The sequence below is a fragment of the Fusobacterium sp. FSA-380-WT-3A genome (assembly GCF_012843705.1).
GTDB lineage: Bacteria > Fusobacteriota > Fusobacteriia > Fusobacteriales > Fusobacteriaceae > Fusobacterium_B.
In genome coordinates this window covers 305,944-322,676 of sequence record NZ_JABAFQ010000001.1, presented here as the reverse complement: position 1 = coordinate 322,676, position 16,733 = coordinate 305,944, and the positions used below count along the sequence as shown (strand labels likewise).

The 16,733-nt window shown below is 26.0% G+C and carries 16 protein-coding genes and 1 riboswitch; of the genes, 10 read left to right on the top strand and 6 right to left on the bottom strand.

Annotated features, from left to right (window positions below; all coding sequences use genetic code 11):
* Window positions 1-64 precede the first annotated feature (64 nt).
* Window positions 65-2,293 (bottom strand): formate C-acetyltransferase, encoded by a 2,229-nt coding sequence (gene pflB, locus HF862_RS01565; RefSeq protein ID WP_170186157.1) that lies wholly within the window; start codon window positions 2,291-2,293, stop codon window positions 65-67.
* A gap of 305 nt (window positions 2,294-2,598) precedes the next feature.
* Here pflB and HF862_RS01560 point away from each other — a divergent pair, with 305 nt between their 5' ends.
* The 3 genes from HF862_RS01560 (at window position 2,599) to HF862_RS01550 (ending at window position 4,509) form a co-directional block, all read left to right on the top strand.
* Window positions 2,599-3,393, top strand: coding sequence for a ZIP family metal transporter (locus tag HF862_RS01560; protein ID WP_170186156.1), 795 nt, complete (start codon window positions 2,599-2,601; stop codon window positions 3,391-3,393).
* 295 nt (window positions 3,394-3,688) lie between these two features.
* The gene (locus HF862_RS01555; RefSeq protein ID WP_170186155.1) at window positions 3,689-4,165 is read left to right on the top strand and encodes a flavodoxin; all 477 of its coding nucleotides are present in this window, start codon (window positions 3,689-3,691) and stop codon (window positions 4,163-4,165) included.
* Window positions 4,166-4,167: 2 nt separating this feature from the next.
* On the top strand, window positions 4,168-4,509 hold the full coding sequence (locus HF862_RS01550) for a DUF2023 family protein (RefSeq protein ID WP_240934741.1): 342 nt from the start codon (window positions 4,168-4,170) through the stop codon (window positions 4,507-4,509).
* An 80-nt stretch (window positions 4,510-4,589) separates the two neighbouring features.
* On the opposite strand, the gene HF862_RS01545 is transcribed toward HF862_RS01550, so the two are convergent.
* A complete protein-coding gene (locus tag HF862_RS01545; RefSeq protein WP_170186154.1) occupies window positions 4,590-5,288 on the bottom strand; it encodes a queuosine precursor transporter in 699 nt (232 codons plus the stop codon).
* 18 nt (window positions 5,289-5,306) lie between these two features.
* Window positions 5,307-6,011: a radical SAM protein gene (locus HF862_RS01540; RefSeq protein ID WP_170186153.1), complete on the bottom strand. Its 705-nt coding sequence runs from the start codon at window positions 6,009-6,011 to the stop codon at window positions 5,307-5,309.
* A gap of 270 nt (window positions 6,012-6,281) precedes the next feature.
* On the opposite strand from HF862_RS01540, the gene HF862_RS01535 reads away from it, so the two are divergent.
* Complete coding sequence (locus HF862_RS01535) at window positions 6,282-7,358, top strand: tetratricopeptide repeat protein (protein WP_170186152.1); 1,077 nt, start codon at window positions 6,282-6,284, stop codon at window positions 7,356-7,358.
* A gap of 31 nt (window positions 7,359-7,389) precedes the next feature.
* Here the strand turns inward: HF862_RS01535 and HF862_RS01530 are convergent, their stop codons facing one another.
* From HF862_RS01530 to xseB, 3 genes are all read right to left on the bottom strand, one after another.
* On the bottom strand, window positions 7,390-8,094 hold the full coding sequence (locus tag HF862_RS01530; RefSeq protein ID WP_170186151.1) for a hypothetical protein: 705 nt from the start codon (window positions 8,092-8,094) through the stop codon (window positions 7,390-7,392).
* An 85-nt stretch (window positions 8,095-8,179) separates the two neighbouring features.
* The gene (locus HF862_RS01525) at window positions 8,180-9,067 is read right to left on the bottom strand and encodes a polyprenyl synthetase family protein (RefSeq protein ID WP_170186150.1); all 888 of its coding nucleotides are present in this window, start codon (window positions 9,065-9,067) and stop codon (window positions 8,180-8,182) included.
* Entirely contained in the window at window positions 9,060-9,299 is a 240-nt protein-coding gene (gene xseB, locus HF862_RS01520; RefSeq protein WP_170186149.1) for an exodeoxyribonuclease VII small subunit, read from the bottom strand. Before xseB ends, HF862_RS01525 begins: the two co-directional genes overlap by 8 nt.
* Window positions 9,300-9,446: 147 nt before the next feature.
* Here xseB and HF862_RS01515 point away from each other — a divergent pair, with 147 nt between their 5' ends.
* From HF862_RS01515 to HF862_RS01490, 6 genes are read left to right on the top strand one after another with little or no spacing between them, the layout of a single operon-like run.
* Window positions 9,447-11,561 carry a penicillin-binding transpeptidase domain-containing protein gene (locus HF862_RS01515; RefSeq protein ID WP_170186148.1) on the top strand — a complete coding sequence of 705 codons (2,115 nt, stop codon included), beginning with the start codon at window positions 9,447-9,449 and terminating at the stop codon, window positions 11,559-11,561.
* A gap of 12 nt (window positions 11,562-11,573) precedes the next feature.
* Window positions 11,574-13,889 carry a primosomal protein N' gene (gene priA, locus HF862_RS01510; protein ID WP_170186147.1) on the top strand — a complete coding sequence of 772 codons (2,316 nt, stop codon included), beginning with the start codon at window positions 11,574-11,576 and terminating at the stop codon, window positions 13,887-13,889.
* 22 nt (window positions 13,890-13,911) lie between these two features.
* Window positions 13,912-14,424: a peptide deformylase gene (gene def / locus HF862_RS01505; RefSeq protein ID WP_170186146.1), complete on the top strand. Its 513-nt coding sequence runs from the start codon at window positions 13,912-13,914 to the stop codon at window positions 14,422-14,424.
* Between the two features lie 30 nt (window positions 14,425-14,454).
* A complete protein-coding gene (locus tag HF862_RS01500) occupies window positions 14,455-14,706 on the top strand; it encodes a septum formation initiator family protein (RefSeq protein ID WP_170186145.1) in 252 nt (83 codons plus the stop codon).
* 24 nt (window positions 14,707-14,730) lie between these two features.
* Entirely contained in the window at window positions 14,731-15,777 is a 1,047-nt protein-coding gene (gene glpX, locus HF862_RS01495) for a class II fructose-bisphosphatase (protein WP_170186144.1), read from the top strand.
* A gap of 10 nt (window positions 15,778-15,787) precedes the next feature.
* On the top strand, window positions 15,788-16,273 hold the full coding sequence (locus HF862_RS01490; RefSeq protein ID WP_170186143.1) for a hypothetical protein: 486 nt from the start codon (window positions 15,788-15,790) through the stop codon (window positions 16,271-16,273).
* A gap of 275 nt (window positions 16,274-16,548) precedes the next feature.
* Window positions 16,549-16,648, top strand: a riboswitch (TPP riboswitch).
* The last annotated feature ends 85 nt before the right edge of the window (window positions 16,649-16,733 follow it).

Here is a 16,733-nt window from a genome sequence, read left to right as displayed (position 1 = left end):
TAATTTTAAATAAGGGATTGCTCCACAATGTGAATCAATCCCTTAATTTTTTATAACAAAATTATTACATTCTTTGATTAATAGTTCTTGATAATACATCAAGTTGTTGTTCTCTAGTAAGTTTTATGAAGTTTACAGCATAACCAGAAACCCTGATTGTAAGTTGTGGATATTTTTCAGGATGTTCCATAGCATCTTCTAATAATTCTCTATTGAATACATTGACATTTAGATGTTGTCCACCTTCAGGAGTAAAGTAACCATCTAATAATCCTATTAAGTTATTTACTCTTTCTTCATCAGATTTTCCAAGAGCTGCTGGAGTTATAGCAAAAGTATAAGATATTCCGTCTTCAGCATGGTGGAATGGTAATTTTGCTACTGATAATAAAGAAGCTAAAGCTCCATTAGTATCTCTTCCATTCATAGGGTTAGCTCCTGGAGCAAATGGTGTTCCACCTAGTCTTCCATCTGGAGTATTTCCTGTTTTTTTACCATAAACTACATTTGAAGTAATAGTTAAAACAGATTGAGTAGGAACAGAATTTCTATAAGTTTCATGGGCTCTCAAATGATTCATAAATTTTTCTACTACCATTACAGCTAAATCATCTGTTTCTTTATTATTATTTCCGTAAGGAACATATTCTCCTTCTCTGATGAAATCAACTACAAGTCCAGTTTCATCCCTTACAACTTTTACTTTTGCATTTTTAATAGCAGCTAGTGAGTCAGCAACAATTGAAAGTCCAGCTATTCCTGTAGCTTGAGTTCTTCTTATATTTAAATCATGTAAAGCCATAGCAAAAGCTTCATAAGCATATTTATCATGCATATAGTGAATTATTTTTAAAGCATTTACATATACTCCAGAAAGCCATTTCATCATTCTATCAAATTTTTCCATTACATCATCAAAATCTAAATATTCACCAACTGCTCCTTGATATTTTGGTCCAACTTGTTTTCCTGATTTTTCATCTCTTCCACCATTAATAGCATACAATAAACATTTTGCTAAGTTTGCTCTAGCTCCAAAGAATTCCATTCCTTTTCCAATTTGCATTGGAGAAACACAACAAGCTATACCATAATCGTCACCTAAATCAGGTCTCATTAAATCATCATTTTCATATTGGATAGCTGAAGTGTTTATAGAAACTTTTGAACAGAATTTTTTCCAATTTTCTGGAGAATTTACAGACCATAAAACTGTTAAGTTTGGTTCTGGTGCTGGTCCTAAATTATATAAAGTATTTAAGTATCTGAATGAGTTTTTAGTAACTAAAGTTCTTCCATCTACTCCTTGTCCTCCAACAGATTCTGTTACCCAAGTAGGGTCTCCAGAGAATAACTCATTATATTCAGGAGCTCTTAAGAATCTGATTATTCTTAATTTAATAATAAATTGGTCAATTAATTCTTGAGCTTCTTCTTCTGTAATTACTCCATTTTGTAAATCTCTTTCAATATATATATCTAAAAAAGTAGAAGTTCTTCCTAAAGAAGTAGCAGCTCCATCTTGGTCTTTTGTAACAGCTAAATAAGCAAAATATACAAATTGAACAGCCTCTTTTGCATTAGTTGCTGGTTTAGTAACATCAAAACCATATGAAGCACACATTTTTACAAATTTTTTCATTTCAGAAATTTGGTCAGCAATTTCTTCTCTTCTTCTGATAGTTTCATCATCTAATTCAGCTATTTCAAGAAGTTTCATTTGTTGTTGTTTATCTTCTATAAGTCTATCTATTCCATAAAGAGCTACTCTTCTGTAATCTCCTATGATTCTTCCTCTTCCATAAGCATCAGGTAGTCCTGTAATTATTCCAGCACTTCTGCATGCTTTCATTTCATCAGTATATACTTGGAAAACTCCTTCATTATGGCATTTTCTATATCTTGTAAAAATTTCTTCTGTCATTGGGTCTATTTCAAATCCATAAGCTTTAAGAGCTTTCTCAACTACTCTTAATCCACCTTTTGGATAAATTCCTCTTTTTAAAGGAACATCTGTTTGAACTCCAACAATTACCTCAGATTCTTTATCTATATATCCTGGTCCATAAGCATCTATAGCTTGAGGCTTTTTAGTTTCAGCATCATAAACTCCTCTTTTTCTTTCTTCTGCAAGAAGTTCAGTTAATTTGTCCCAAACTTTTTTAGTTTTTTCAGAGCTACTTTCTAAGAAACTATCGTCTCCTTCATAAGGTGTGTAGTTATTTTGTATAAAATTTCTGACATTGATTTCTCTTTTCCAAAGATCTCCTTTAAAACCATTCCATGCTTCCATTATTTATTTCCTCCTTAAAAAATTTAAATGTACATTAACAATGTTCATGTATATTTTATATCATATTACTTTGAAGTTGTCAAATATTTTGTTTACAAATTTTAAGAAAATTAAAATTCAATAAAATTATTTAATAACTAATGATATCATGTATATTGTGTTTTTTCAACTTTTTTTTACAATATTTTGTGTTTTTAGAAAAAGATTATAATTAAAAACTATATATTTTTATTTTAAAGTTTTTCTTGAATTTTATTAGTTTATAATATATAATTGTGTGTTAATAAATTTTTAGGAGGGACTTTATGTTTAAGGAAATTTATTGGACATTTCTAGGAACCACATTTATATTTTTAATGACTACATTAGGTTCTTCTATGGTTTTTTTCTTTAAAAAAGAGATAAAAGATAATGTCCAAAGAATATTTTTAGGATTTGCAGCAGGAATAATGATTTCTGCCTCAATGTTTGGATTACTTACTCCGGCTATTGAACAGGCTGAAGTACTTGGGATGATAGGATGGGTACCAGCAGCTACAGGTTTTTTAGGAGGAGTTTTTTTTATTTTACTTTTAGATAAATTAATTCCCCATTTACATAGTGGAAAAAATAAAATAGAAGGTGTAAATACAAATTTTAAGAGGACATCACTTCTTATGACTGCTGTTACTCTCCATAATATTCCTGAAGGAATAGCTATAGGACTTTCTTTTGCTTTGGCTAGTCAAAATTCTTATGAACCTAGCTATTTGGCGTCAGCTATGGGGTTAGCTTTGGGAATTGGAATTCAAAATTTTCCTGAAGGGGCAGCAGTATCACTACCACTAAGAAGAGAAGGATTTAGTACTACAAAAGCTTTTATATTAGGAAGTTTATCAGGAATAGTTGAACCTATTTTTGGAGTTATGACAGTTTTTATATCAGCTTCTTTAGAAAATTTTATGCCATGGTTATTATCATTTTCGGCTGGAGCAATGATGTATGTTGTTGTGGAAGAACTTATACCAGAAGCTAATTTAGGAGAACATTCTGATACAGGAACTTTAAGTGTAATGGTAGGTTTTGCTTTAATGATGATATTGGATGTTGCTTTAGGATAATTTAATAACTAAAATTTTATAATGATTTATAAAAGTACTGAAGAAATTTTTCTTCAGTTTTTTTATTAAAAACTAAAATTTTAAAAATAATTTTTATATTATTTTTTGTAATAAGATATAAGAGTATTTTAAATTATTATATTTTTATAAAAATTATAATAATCGATTGTTGTTTTAGATAAAATAAAGAGTTTTTAAATTAAAACAAAAAAATATTTGACAGACTAAATATTTTATGGTAAGATTTTTTTAGCTAAAAAATATTTAAAATTATTTTTCAAAAGGAGGCTTATTAATGAAAACAGGAATTTTTTATGGAAGTACTACAGGAGTTACAGAAGATATAGCAAAAAGAGTAGGAGAATTATTAGGAGCTGATGTGTATGAAGCTTCTGAAATAAATAAAGTTGATGAGTATGAATTTGTAATATTTGCTACTTCTACTTGGGGAATGGGAGATTTACAAGACAGTTGGATGGATGCTATTGAAACTTTGAAAACTAAAAATCTTTCAGGAAAAAAAGTAGGATTAATAGGTGTTGGTGACCAATTTGGATTTGGTGATACATTTGTAGATGGAATAGGTGAAATATATAGTGTTGTGACTGAAATAGGTGGAAATGTTGTAGGAAAAACTTCTACAGATGGGTATGAATTCTCTAATTCAAGAGCAGTAGTAGATGATGAATTTGTTGGTCTTGTAATAGATGAAAATAATCAAAGTGATTTAACAGAAGAAAGAATTAATAAATGGGTTGAGAGTGTGAAATAATTATGAGTATAGAAAAAAGAAGAGAGTTGGATGTTTTTATACACATGATTTATGAACTAGATAAAGGTGTTAGAATATTATCTCTTCTTACCACTTCTTATGATAACGAAGAAGTTATTAGAGAAAAGTTAGAAGAGTGTGGTTATGACTATATGATTGAATACTTAAATGAAAAAATGATTAATGTATATTTTGGAAATAAAGACTCAATAAAAGTAGTAAAAAGTTTTAATAAATCTTCTTTATCATATTTATCTCCTGAAGAAGATTTTATACTTGGAGTTTTATTGGGATATAATACAGAAAAACAATGTCAACGATATTTAAATAGAAAAATTGCATAATAATAATAATAATAAAATGAGGTTATCATAAAATTTTTGAAACAACCTCATTTTTTTATTTTTTAGTTAAAAGTAAAAAATTAATTTTCTTCTTCTACTAAATTATTTCTTTTTAAATAATGTGCTATATATACAAATGGGGTATCGGATATAGCAACAATAAATTTGATAACATATGTAGCTATAAATATCTCTTTTAATACTTCAAAAGGATAGACTCCATAAAAGGCTACAGTGGTAAAAACTAAATTATCAATAAACTGACTAACTAAAGTACTAGCATTATTTCTTATCCAAATATGTTTTGTGGAAGAGTATTTTTTTCTCCAGAATTCATAGGCCCAAATATCATGACTTTGAGAGATAAAATAAGCAAGAAGAGAGGCAACCATAAGTCTTGGCATAAAATCAAATATCTGTTTTACACTTTCAAACATAATTACTCCTTCTTCAAGAGGAATAAATAAAACAGCTATTTTCATTATTATACTTGTGACTATTAAAGAAAAAAATCCAATATGAACAGCTTTTTGAGCAGATTTTTTTCCATAATTTTCAGCCAAAATGTCTGTAACTAAGAAACCTCCAGCATATAAAATATTTCCTAAAGTAGTACTAAATCCAAATAATTTAACTAATAAAACAACTTGAATATTAGCTAGAATTGTAGAAACTGGAATCCAAGAATAAAGTCCAATTTTTCCAAATTTTTTATAAATAAATATTATACTTAAAAAATTTACAATTAACATTAATGCCCAAAGTAGTTCGTTTCTCATATGTCCTCCTAGTAATTTTTATTGTTCAAAAACCCCTAAATCTTTATTATCAATTAAAAGTTCTACTTTATTATCTTTAGTTAAATGAGAATATTTTTTTATAAACCATTTAACAAGTTCATTATCTCTTTTTACTATAGTTCCATTGTCAATAAATATATTTATGGTTATATTTTTAAAATATTTTAAACCTAATTCAATGTCCTTATCAATCATCTCTTGTGTTTGTCCTTTAGTACAAACTAAAAGGCAGACAGAATAAAGTTCAGTACTTAATTTTTTTAAAGTTTCTTCATTTAAAGAAAAATTTTTATTATAAATATTTTTTCTAAAATTATCATCAAAAGTTTCTAACCCCATTCTAAATCTTACTTCTATTCCAGAAAAATATTTTCTTATTTTATTAAGGTGATTTATATACCCAAAATAGATTTCAAAATAAAGAGTATGAATATTTTTCTCTTGTATAATTTTTTTAATTTCAGCTAAAGTAATATCTGGCAATTCAAAGACTGAACCAGAATTTATAACTTCTAAAACTCCATATTCACCTGTAATATTTTCTAAAACTTTTTTATTAGTTTCATTGATTAGAGTTTCATCTGTAGAATTATCTTCAATATAATTGCAGAAACTACATTTTCCATATCTACATGGAAAACTTTTTAAAAGTACTATTTCTCTTTGATGTTTACCATTGATTTTGTTGTATCTAATACCCAAAATAACCTCCTAAAATTTTATAAAATAAAAAGAGTAGAATCGCTCTACTCTAACCACTATAAAATCATTTTTATTTTTAAGCAATAAAAAAAGACCTAGTTTTTTATAGATGGTTTATCTGTGCAGAACATCTCCCTAACAAAGTAGGAATTTTATAATTTTAACAAGAAATAGTATAACTTTTTTTAAAAAAATTGTCAATAAAATTTTGAAGATAAATTAAAAAATGATATAATGAAATTAAAACTTTTATAAAAGAGGCTATAATTTATGGATAATAAAAAAATGATAGAAGAATTGATAAGAATAAAAGAATATAAAGCAGCTTTAAAAATATTATTAGAATATGAAGAGAAAGGAGAAAATAGTTATTGGCTTTATTGTAATATTGGTTGGTTATTAGGGAGAACTAATGAAAGAGAGAGAGCTATAACATATTTAAAAAAAGCAGAAAGCTTTGAAGAATATGATGAAAATGGTTGGTTGTGTTGTGAACTTGGATGGAATTATGGGGGATTAGGAAAATATAAATTAGCTGAATATTATTTAAAAAAAGCCAAAGAATATGGAAGAGATGATTCTTGGCTAAATTCAGAAATTGGATGGAATTTATCAAGATTAGAAAAAGCTCAAGAAGCTCTTTATTATTTAAAAAAATCAGAAGATATGGGTAGATGTGATTATTGGTTAAATTCAGAAATTGGATATGTTTATGAAAAATTAGATAATTATGAGGAAGCTTTAGGATATTATAAGGTAGCACTTTCTTTTAAAAAAGAAGATACGTGGCTTACATCTCATTTGGGTTTTTGCTATGAGAAATTAGATAAAATTGATAAAGCTATAGAAAAATTTAAAGAAGCTGAAAAATTAGGAAGAAAAGATACTTGGTTATATTCTCAAATTAGTTGGTGTTTAGGAAAAAAATCTAAATATAGAGAGGCCATTACATATTTAATAAAAGCTAGAGAATGTGGAAGAGATGACTTTTGGTTGAATTGTGAACTTGGATGGAATTATGGAAAAATTCAAAAATATGACAAAGCATTATTTTTCTTAGAAAAAGCCTATTGTATAGATAATACAGATGGCTGGTTAGAAGGAGAAATAGGTTGGAATTTAGGTAGAATTGGAAAACATAAAGAAGCTATTAAATTTTTAGAAAATTCTCTTTCAAAAAATTGTGGTAATGAAACATGGCTCTATGAAGAAATAGGTTGGAATTTTGCTAAGATAGGAAATTTTGAAAAATCTAAATTTTTTTATGAAACTGCAAATGAAAAGTACCCTAATGAAAATACAAAAAAAGCTTTGGAAATACTAGAAGAAGTTATGAAAAATAAATAGACAGTAGAAATTTCTACTGTCTATTTTTTAATTAGTTAATTTTATTATCTTCAGGTTCTTTTGCTTCCTCAGGTTGTTTCATTTCTTCTGGTTTTGGAAGAGGTCTTCCAAACATCCATTCTAAATGTCTTCTTAATCCTAATAAATCGAATTCTTTTCCATCTAGAACTAATTTATTATCTTCAGGAATTGTGATATATCCTTCTTGCACAGGAACATTTCTATCAAGACTATGTTGAATTTTTATTTTTTTATCATATCCTACAGGTTGGAATTCTGTTCTTATTACTTTAATAACAGTATCATCTGCTAAAATATGATTAATTTCCTCTTGAGTAAAAGGTCTTTGAGGTGGATAATCAGCAATAAATAAAGTATTTTCAGCAATAAATTTATATTTATTATCTGGAGTTTTTTCAAATAATTCTATTGTATATCTTCCTCTTGTAGGAATTAAGAATTTTTCAAGGTCTAATATTTTTTTACCTACTCCAAATGGGTCTACCATTGGTTGAAATTCTCCTTTTGTAATTAAATCTCCTTCAGGACCATTTAATCTAACTTCAAATAAAGTTGGTTTTAAAATCTCCTCTATTGTTATAACTATTGACATGTGTTGCATAGGAATAGGAAACATAGGTTGAATCATGTTATCAAAAATTCCTAAGGCGTCAACAGCACCTAATTGTGGATTAATTTGTGCTCTATGTGCAACTAGTATACTTTTAACTTTCATTCTCTCCTCCTAATAATCACAAAATATGTATCATTTATTATAATACCATATTTTCATTTAATATTAAATACATTTATTAAAAAAATTATTTTTTTCTAAAAGCTATGTAATCAGCAAGTTCAATTAATAATCTTCCTTTTTCATCAGAAAAATTATTTTTTATAATATTTTTTGCATTTTCAGTTATTTCAATTAAAAGTTTTTTACTTTCATCCAATCCAATTAGAGAAGGATAAGTAGATTTTTCAAGTTCTAAATCACTTCCGATAGGTTTTCCTAAAGTTTCAAAATCTCCTTCTATATCTAAAATATCATCTTTTATTTGGAAAGCTAGACCAATTAAATCAGCAAACTCTTCTAATTTTTTTCTAATTTCTAAAGGAGCATCAGCTATGATACAACCAAATTCAATAGGAAGTCTTAGAAGTTTTCCTGTTTTATTTTTATGAATATATTTTAAAGTTTCCATATCTATTTTTTTACCTTCACTCTCAATATCTATCATTTGTCCACCAATCATTCCATTGATGCCAGCATAACTAGAAGTAAGCTTGATAATTTCAACAATTTTTTCAGGAGAAAGTAAATTAATATTTTTTTCAGTAAAAATATTAAATGCATGAGTTAATAAAGCATCTCCAATTAATATTCCTTCTGCTTCTCCAAATTTTTTATGAGTAGTAAGTTTTCCTCTTCTATAATCATCATTATCTAAAGCAGGCAAATCATCATGAACTAATGAATAAGAGTGAATCATCTCTAAACCTACAGCTGTAGGATAACCAAGTTTTTCATCTTTATCAAATAAGTCTAAAATCATAAAAAGAAGAATAGGTCTTATTCTTTTTCCACCATTTAATATAGCATATTTCATTCCATCAGCAATTTGCCAAGGATATTTCAAATCACTTAAATATTCATCTACTTTATTTTCTAATATTTCTTTTTTTTGAGTTAAATAATCTTTAAGCATTTTCCCTATTCTCCTTATCAAAATTTTCTATCTCTATTTCTCCATCTTTATCTATAACTTTTAATAATTTTCCTTCAACAGAATTTAATATTTTTTTTGCATTATCAATGTGTTTCATTGCTTTTTCATATTCTTTTATAGAATCTTCAAGAGATAAATCTCCTGTTTCTAATTTTTCTATAATTTCATCTATATTTTCAATTATTTTTTCAAAAGAAAGTGTTTTAGCCATAAATAATCCTCCTAAAATATATAGCATTACAGAAGTATTTTAACAAAAAAAATTTTTTTCTTCAAGTTAAAAAAATTTTTTACATTACTCATATCTTTTGTTATAATATATATTGAAAATTAAATAAGTATAAAAGGATATAGATTAATGAATATTAAATTATTAAAAATTTTACTTATAATATTAAACATATTATTTTTAATTTGTTCTATTATTTTAAAAAATCATCTTTATATTGTAACTTCGATATTTTTTCTCATATATATTTTATGGATATTTAGAAAATGGAAAAAATTAGGAAAGAAAAAGAGATTTACAGCTAGAGCTTTAGCAAGTTGTGATATTATATTTTTCTTTATTATGATTTTTTTCTTAAGAATTTATAAGGTTCAAATTATTGATAATGGAAAATATCAAAGATTAATAAGAAAACAAGTTGAAGGGTTCTCACTTCTTAAAGGAAAGAGAGGAACTATTTATAATAAAAATGGAAGAGAAATAGTTTATGATATTAGTGTATATGACATTATAATTGACCCATATATGTTATCTTTAACAAATCAATTGCCTGAAATTACAACTGAAATTCTAAATACTCTTTCACTAAAGAGAAATAAAAAAGAATTTATAAATCATTTAACAAAAGAAAGCCAAAGAAAAAAAAGATATAATCTTTTAGATGTAAACCTTAATTTAGAAGAAAAGAAAAAAATAGAAGAGATAATAAAAAAATATGGATTAAGAAATAATGAAATTATTTTAAAAGAGGAAAATGAAAGAACATATTATAGAAAAGAGATTTATGAAAATATAGTAGGAGTTTTAGGATTTGATTTAGACGGAGAAAATTTAATTGGAGTTAGTGGAATAGAAAAAGAATATGAATCATATTTAAAACCTAAAAACATGAAAATAAAAAGAAGTTTTATAAAAAATAGAAAATTTACTATTCCAACTGCAAGAAAAACTTTAGATATTTCTTCAGATGGAAAAGATTTATATTTGACTATTGAGGATGATTTACAATACATATTGAATGATGAAATAAAAAAACAATTTGAAAAAACTGATTCAGAAGAAGCTTATGGAATTATTGTAGACCCTAATACAGGAGCTGTTTTAGCTTTATCAAGTTTTCATAAAAATCCTCGTATTGTAAGAAATCCTTTATTTCAAAATCAAGTTGAACCAGGTTCTATATTTAAACCTATTATAGTTGCTGGTGCCTTAAATGATGGATATATTACTGAAAATTCCATTTTTGATATAGGAGATGGAAGAATAAAAAAATATGGACATACTATAAAAGAGGCTACAAGGTCTTTAAAAGGAGAGTTAACAGTAAAACAAATTCTTGAAAAATCAAGTAATGTTGGAATGGTAATGTTGACAGATAATATAGAAGATTCTAAAATAGAAGAATATCTAAATGATTTTGGATTTTATGATAAAACAAATATAGATTTTCCATATGAAAGAAAACCATATAATCTTCCTAGTAAAAGATGGGATAAACTTAAAAAGAGTACAATATCTTTTGGACAAGGAATGGTTGTTACACCTATTCAAATGATAATGGCATTTTCTTCATTAATAAATGGAGGAAAATTATATAAACCATATTTGATAGAAAAAATAGTTGACAGTAGTGATGGAACAATTATTAGAAGAAATATACCTGAAATTATAAATACTCCAATTACAGAAGAAACTTCTGAAAAAATGAAAAAAATGCTAGAAGATGTTGTTGAAAGTGGAGGAGGAGAAAGAGCTAAAGTCGAAGGATATACAATAGGAGGAAAAACAGGAACAGCCCAAATAAGTGCAGGAAGAGTAGGATATTTAAAAGAAGATTATTTAACTTCTTTTATAGGATTTTTTCCTGTTGAAAAACCAAAATATGCTGGACTAATAATGTTTTATAAACCTAATGTAGATAAAAAATTTGGTGGATTAGTAGCAGCTCCTGTTTTTGGAAATGTTATAAAAAGATTAACTATGACAAGAGAAATAGTTTCTAACAATATTTCTAAAATAACAATTACTCAAGATGAAATACAAGATACAAGAACAGAAGAAAAAAATAGTGAGATTTATAGAATGCCAGATTTAAAAGGAAAAACTTTAAGGGAAGTTGTAGATATATTTAGTGGAAATAAAGTTAATTTAAAAATTCAAGGAACAGGAATAGTAAAAGAATTTTATCCCCCAATAGATACAGAATTATCAGAAAATGCAGAGATAAAAGTGATATTAAAATAGGAGGTAGTGAAAATGAGATATTATAAATTGTTTGTTGATGGAACAAACTCTTTTTTCACATACCTTGATAAAGATGATAAATTTAATATAGGAGATAGAGTAGTAGTTAACTTTCGTAATAGAGAAAGAGGAGCATTTATTATCCAAGAAGAAAATGAAAAAGAATTTGATTTTAAAGTCCTTGAGATTAAAAGAAAATTGGAAAATGAATTATCTTTTTCTAAAAGTTATATAGAGTTATTAATATGGATTTCAAATTATTATATGTGTAATTTTTCACAAGTTATTTCTACTGCCATTCCTAAAGAGTTAAAAATTCATTATAATGAAACTTATAATCTTTTAGTGAGCAGTTATAAAAATTTAGATTTATCAACTGAAGAGAAAGAAATACTAGATTACTTTTATTCAAAAGAATTGGTTAATAGAGAAACTTTGAGAAAGAAAATAGATTTAGAGACTTTAAAGAAATATGTAAAAGAAGGATTTTTAATAGTAGATAAAAATAAAAAAGTATCTTTTAATTTTGAAAAATATTTTTCTATAGAAGAAAAAAAAGTCTTAGAAAATATTTATAAATATTTTTTGAGTAAGAAAAAAATTCCTAAAAAAACTTTAGAAGAAAAATTTGATAAAAAAATTATAAATAGACTTTTAAATAAAAAAATATTATTTTTGGAAAAAAATATTTATGAAAAGGATAATCACAAAATAGATGAAGATTTAAACAAAAAAATCTCAACTGATGTTGTGCTTAACAAAGAACAACAAACTATTGTAAAAAATATAGAAACTTCTTCTAATAAATATTTTTTAATAAAAGGAATTACAGGAAGTGGAAAAACTGAGATTTATATAAGGCTTATAAAAAATGCTTTAATAAAAAATAAAGGAAGTATATTTTTAGTACCAGAAATTTCTCTTACTCCTCAAATGAAAAATAGATTTAGAAGAGAATTTGGAGATGAGGTAGCAGTTTTACATAGTAATATATCTGATTCTGAAAAGAAAAAAGAATGGATATATATAGAAAATGGATACAAAAAAATAGTTTTAGGTGCAAGGTCAGCTATATTTGCTCCTGTTAAGAATCTAGAATATATAATTATTGATGAAGAACATGAAAATACCTACAAACAAGATACTAATCCTAGATATAATGCTAAATATGTGGCAATAAAAAAAGCTATGTTAGAAAATTCAAAAGTCATATTTGGCTCTGCAACTCCAGATATAGAAAGTTATTTTTTAGGAAAAAATAAAAAATTTCAATTAGAAATTTTAAATAAGAGATTTAATGATTCAAATCTTCCAGAAGTAGAAATAGTGGATATGAAAACAGAAGAAAATAATTTTTTTAGTAAAAAACTTCTACAAAATATAAGAGAAACTTTATTAAGAAAAGAACAAGTTATTATTCTCCTAAATAGAAAAGGATATTCTACAATGATTCAATGTAAAGATTGTGGACATATAGAAGAGTGTGATCATTGTTCAATAAAATTAAGTTACTATGAAAGTAATCAAAAATTAAAATGTAATTATTGTGGAAAAGAAATTAGATTTACAGGAAAATGTAGTAAATGTGGTAGTCATAATTTATATTATGGAGGCAAGGGAACTGAACAGATAGAAGAAAAATTAAAAGAATATTTTGATGTGCCTATAATAAGAGTGGATTCTGAAACAACAAAAGAAAAAAATTTTTATGAAAAAGTATATTTTGATTTTTTAAATAAAAAATATGATATAATGATAGGGACACAGATGATAGCAAAAGGGTTACATTTTCCAGATGTAACTTTAGTGGGAGTTATAAATGCTGATTTAATATTAAATTTTCCAGACTTTAGAGCTTCAGAAAAAACTTTTCAACTTATAACACAGGTTGCTGGGAGAGCTGGAAGAGAGAATAAAAAAGGTAAAGTTATAATTCAAACTTATCAACCTGAAAATTATATTATGGAAAATATAAAAAATAGTGATTATGATTCTTTTTATAAAAAAGAAATAGAGATGAGGGAAATTTTAGAGTACCCACCGTTTTCAAAAACAATTAATATAGGTTTTTCATCTACTGATGAAAGAGTTCTTGAAGAGGTGATTAATTCTTTCTATAAACTTATAAAAAGAGATTATGTAGAAATTTTTCCTCCAAATAGAAGTTTAGTTTATAAAGTTAAAGATAGATATAGAAAAAATATCTTTATTAAAGGAAAAAAAGAAAAAATAAATTATTTTAAAAAAGAAATATCAACAATTTTACAAAATTTTGATAAAAAAAATTGTAGAATTGTAATTGATGTTGACCCAATAAATTTAATATAATTATGAAAGAAAGAAGGTAGAAATGTTATACGAAATAAGGACTTATGGTGATTCTTGCTTAAATGAAAAAAGTGAAAAAGTAGAAAATATAACTGATGAGATAAAAAGTATTTTAGAAGATATGGTAGAAACTATGCATGAAGCAACAGGTGTAGGTCTTGCTGCTCCACAAGTAGGAATAAATAAAAGATTTTTTGTATTAGATGTAGGAGATAAAATTATTAGAAAAATAATTAATCCAAAAATTTTAGAAATGTCTGAAGAATATACTGAAACAGATGAAGGATGTTTAAGTGTTCCTGGAATATATAAAAAAGTCAAAAGAGCTGCTAGAATAAAAGTAAAATATCAAAATATAGATGGAGAAGTGATTGAGGAAGAGATGACAGGATTTTTAGCAAAAGCTTTTCAACATGAATATGATCATTTAGAAGGAAAACTTTTTATAGAAAGAATATCTCCTGTTTCAAGAAAAATTATTTCTAAAAAATTGCATCTTATAAAAAAAGAAACTGAAAAAAAATTAAAAAAATAGGTGACAACTTTGAAATATAAGAGATTTATTGTGATTTTTTTTAGTAGTATAGTAGTATTTGCATTTATTCCGAGAATTTATAGAAGTTATGAAAAAATAACTAGATTAAATGCAGAGTTAACATCCTTGAAAGAAAAAAAAGACATTTTAAATGAAAATATTAAAGAATATGAGAGAGATATAAAAAATTTAGATAATGAATTTTATAGAGAAAAACTTGTAAGAGAAAAATTAAAAATGGTTAAACCAGGAGAAGAAATATATAAAGTTTTAATCAAATAAATTTATAATTCTTAAGGAGGAAAAATGAAAAAAGAAATAGCTTTAGATTTTGCTAGAGTTACTGAAGCTGCAGCACTTGCTGCTCAAAAATGGGTAGGAAGAGGGGATAAAAATTTAGCTGATAATGCAGCAGTTGAAGCTATGAGAAATGTTCTAAATAGAATGAAAATTGATGGTGAAATTGTTATTGGAGAAGGAGAAATTGATGAAGCACCTATGTTATACATAGGAGAAAAATTAGGACTTAAATATAATCCAAAAGATATTGAACCCTATACAGAGGATGAATTATCCCTTGTAGATATAGCAGTAGACCCAATAGAAGGAACAAGAATGACAGCTCAAGGACAACCTAATGCTATTGCTGTACTAGCAGCAGCAGAAAAAGGAGCTTTTTTAAAAGCACCAGATATGTATATGGAAAAAATGGTAGTTGGTCCAGAAGCCAAAGGAGTTATAGATTTAGATAAATCTTTAGAAGATAATATAAGAGCAGTAGCAAAAGCATTAAACAAAGAAGTAAAAGATGTTATGGTGGCTGTATTAGATAAACCTAGACATAAAAAAGTTATCCAAAGAATGAGAGATTTAGGAGTAAAAATGTATGTTTTTCCTGATGGGGATGTAGCCACTTCTATTTTGACTTGCCTAGTTGATTCTGAAGTTGATATGATGTATGGAATAGGTGGAGCTCCAGAGGGTGTTGTATCAGCTGCTGTTATTAGAGTTTTAGGAGGAGATATGCAAGGAAGACTTATCTTAAGAAGTGATGTAAAAGGTTCTGATGATAAGAATGATAAAATATCTCTTGATGAGGAAAGAAGATGTAAAGAAGCAGGGGTTGAAGTTGGAAAAAAATTGCTTCTTGAAGACATGGCAAAATCAGATGAAATTATTTTTTCAGCTACAGGTATAACTACAGGAGACCTTTTAGAAGGAGTAAAAAGAAAAGGCAATATTGCTAAAACTCAAACTCTTTTGGTTAGAGGAATGAGTAAGACAATAAGATATATAAATTCTGTACATAACTTAGACTTTAAAGATTCTCATCTTAATGATTTAGTAATATAGGTGTTTAATTATGCTATTTTATGAAGAATTTATAAAAAATATAAAAACTGATTTAAAAGTTCAAGGGAAAGAAAAATTTTCTCTTGAATTAAAAAGAACAGCAATGTGGTTAGGAACAGGGATTCCTTTTCTAATTGCTGGACTTTTACAAATATATATATATTTATCAAGTAAAGATATAAAAGATATTGTAGTAGGAGTTATTTTTCTTTTTCTTTCTTTTAAACATATAAAATTGTTTTTAAGTTATGGAATTGTACTTGATTTTGATAAAGATATATTAAAAAGTAAAGATGTGGAATTAAAATTTAAAGATGTTGAAAGTTGTGAACTAAGAGAAGAAGTAGTAGGAAAAAGAGGTAAAGTTCAACCTGTTTTAGATATTATTACTTTTGATAGAAGAAAAATTATTATACCATTGATGATGACAAAACAAGTTAGATTTGTAAGTTTAGTAGCAAGTAGATTAAAAACAAAATTTGTTATTATAAAATAAAATGTTATAGGACGAGAAAAGAGCACCCCTGGGAAAAGGTGCTCTTTTCTATATAACACAAAATAAATAGGATGAGTATAACGAAAAATTGATTTTAATCAATTATTTCTAGAAAAACCTTTGAGATTTCTCATAAAATTATCATACACTATTTTACAAAAAAATGCAAGAAAAATATTAAAATTAATCAAAAAAAAGTTAAAATTTATTCATTTTACATATATTGACATATAAAAAAAATAATAGTATAATGGTCGAGTAAAAAATAAATAACAGATTTATGCTAGGGGAGCTAATTTAGCTGAGAAGGAAAATTCCTGACTCTTAGAACCTGATATGGATAATACCAGCGTAGGGAAGCATAGGACTTAAACTATTTTTATATTTTTTTGTAGTTTAATTTAGTTTTATTGCTCTGTACTTTGGTACAGAGCTTTTTTTATTATTTTTTAAATATTAG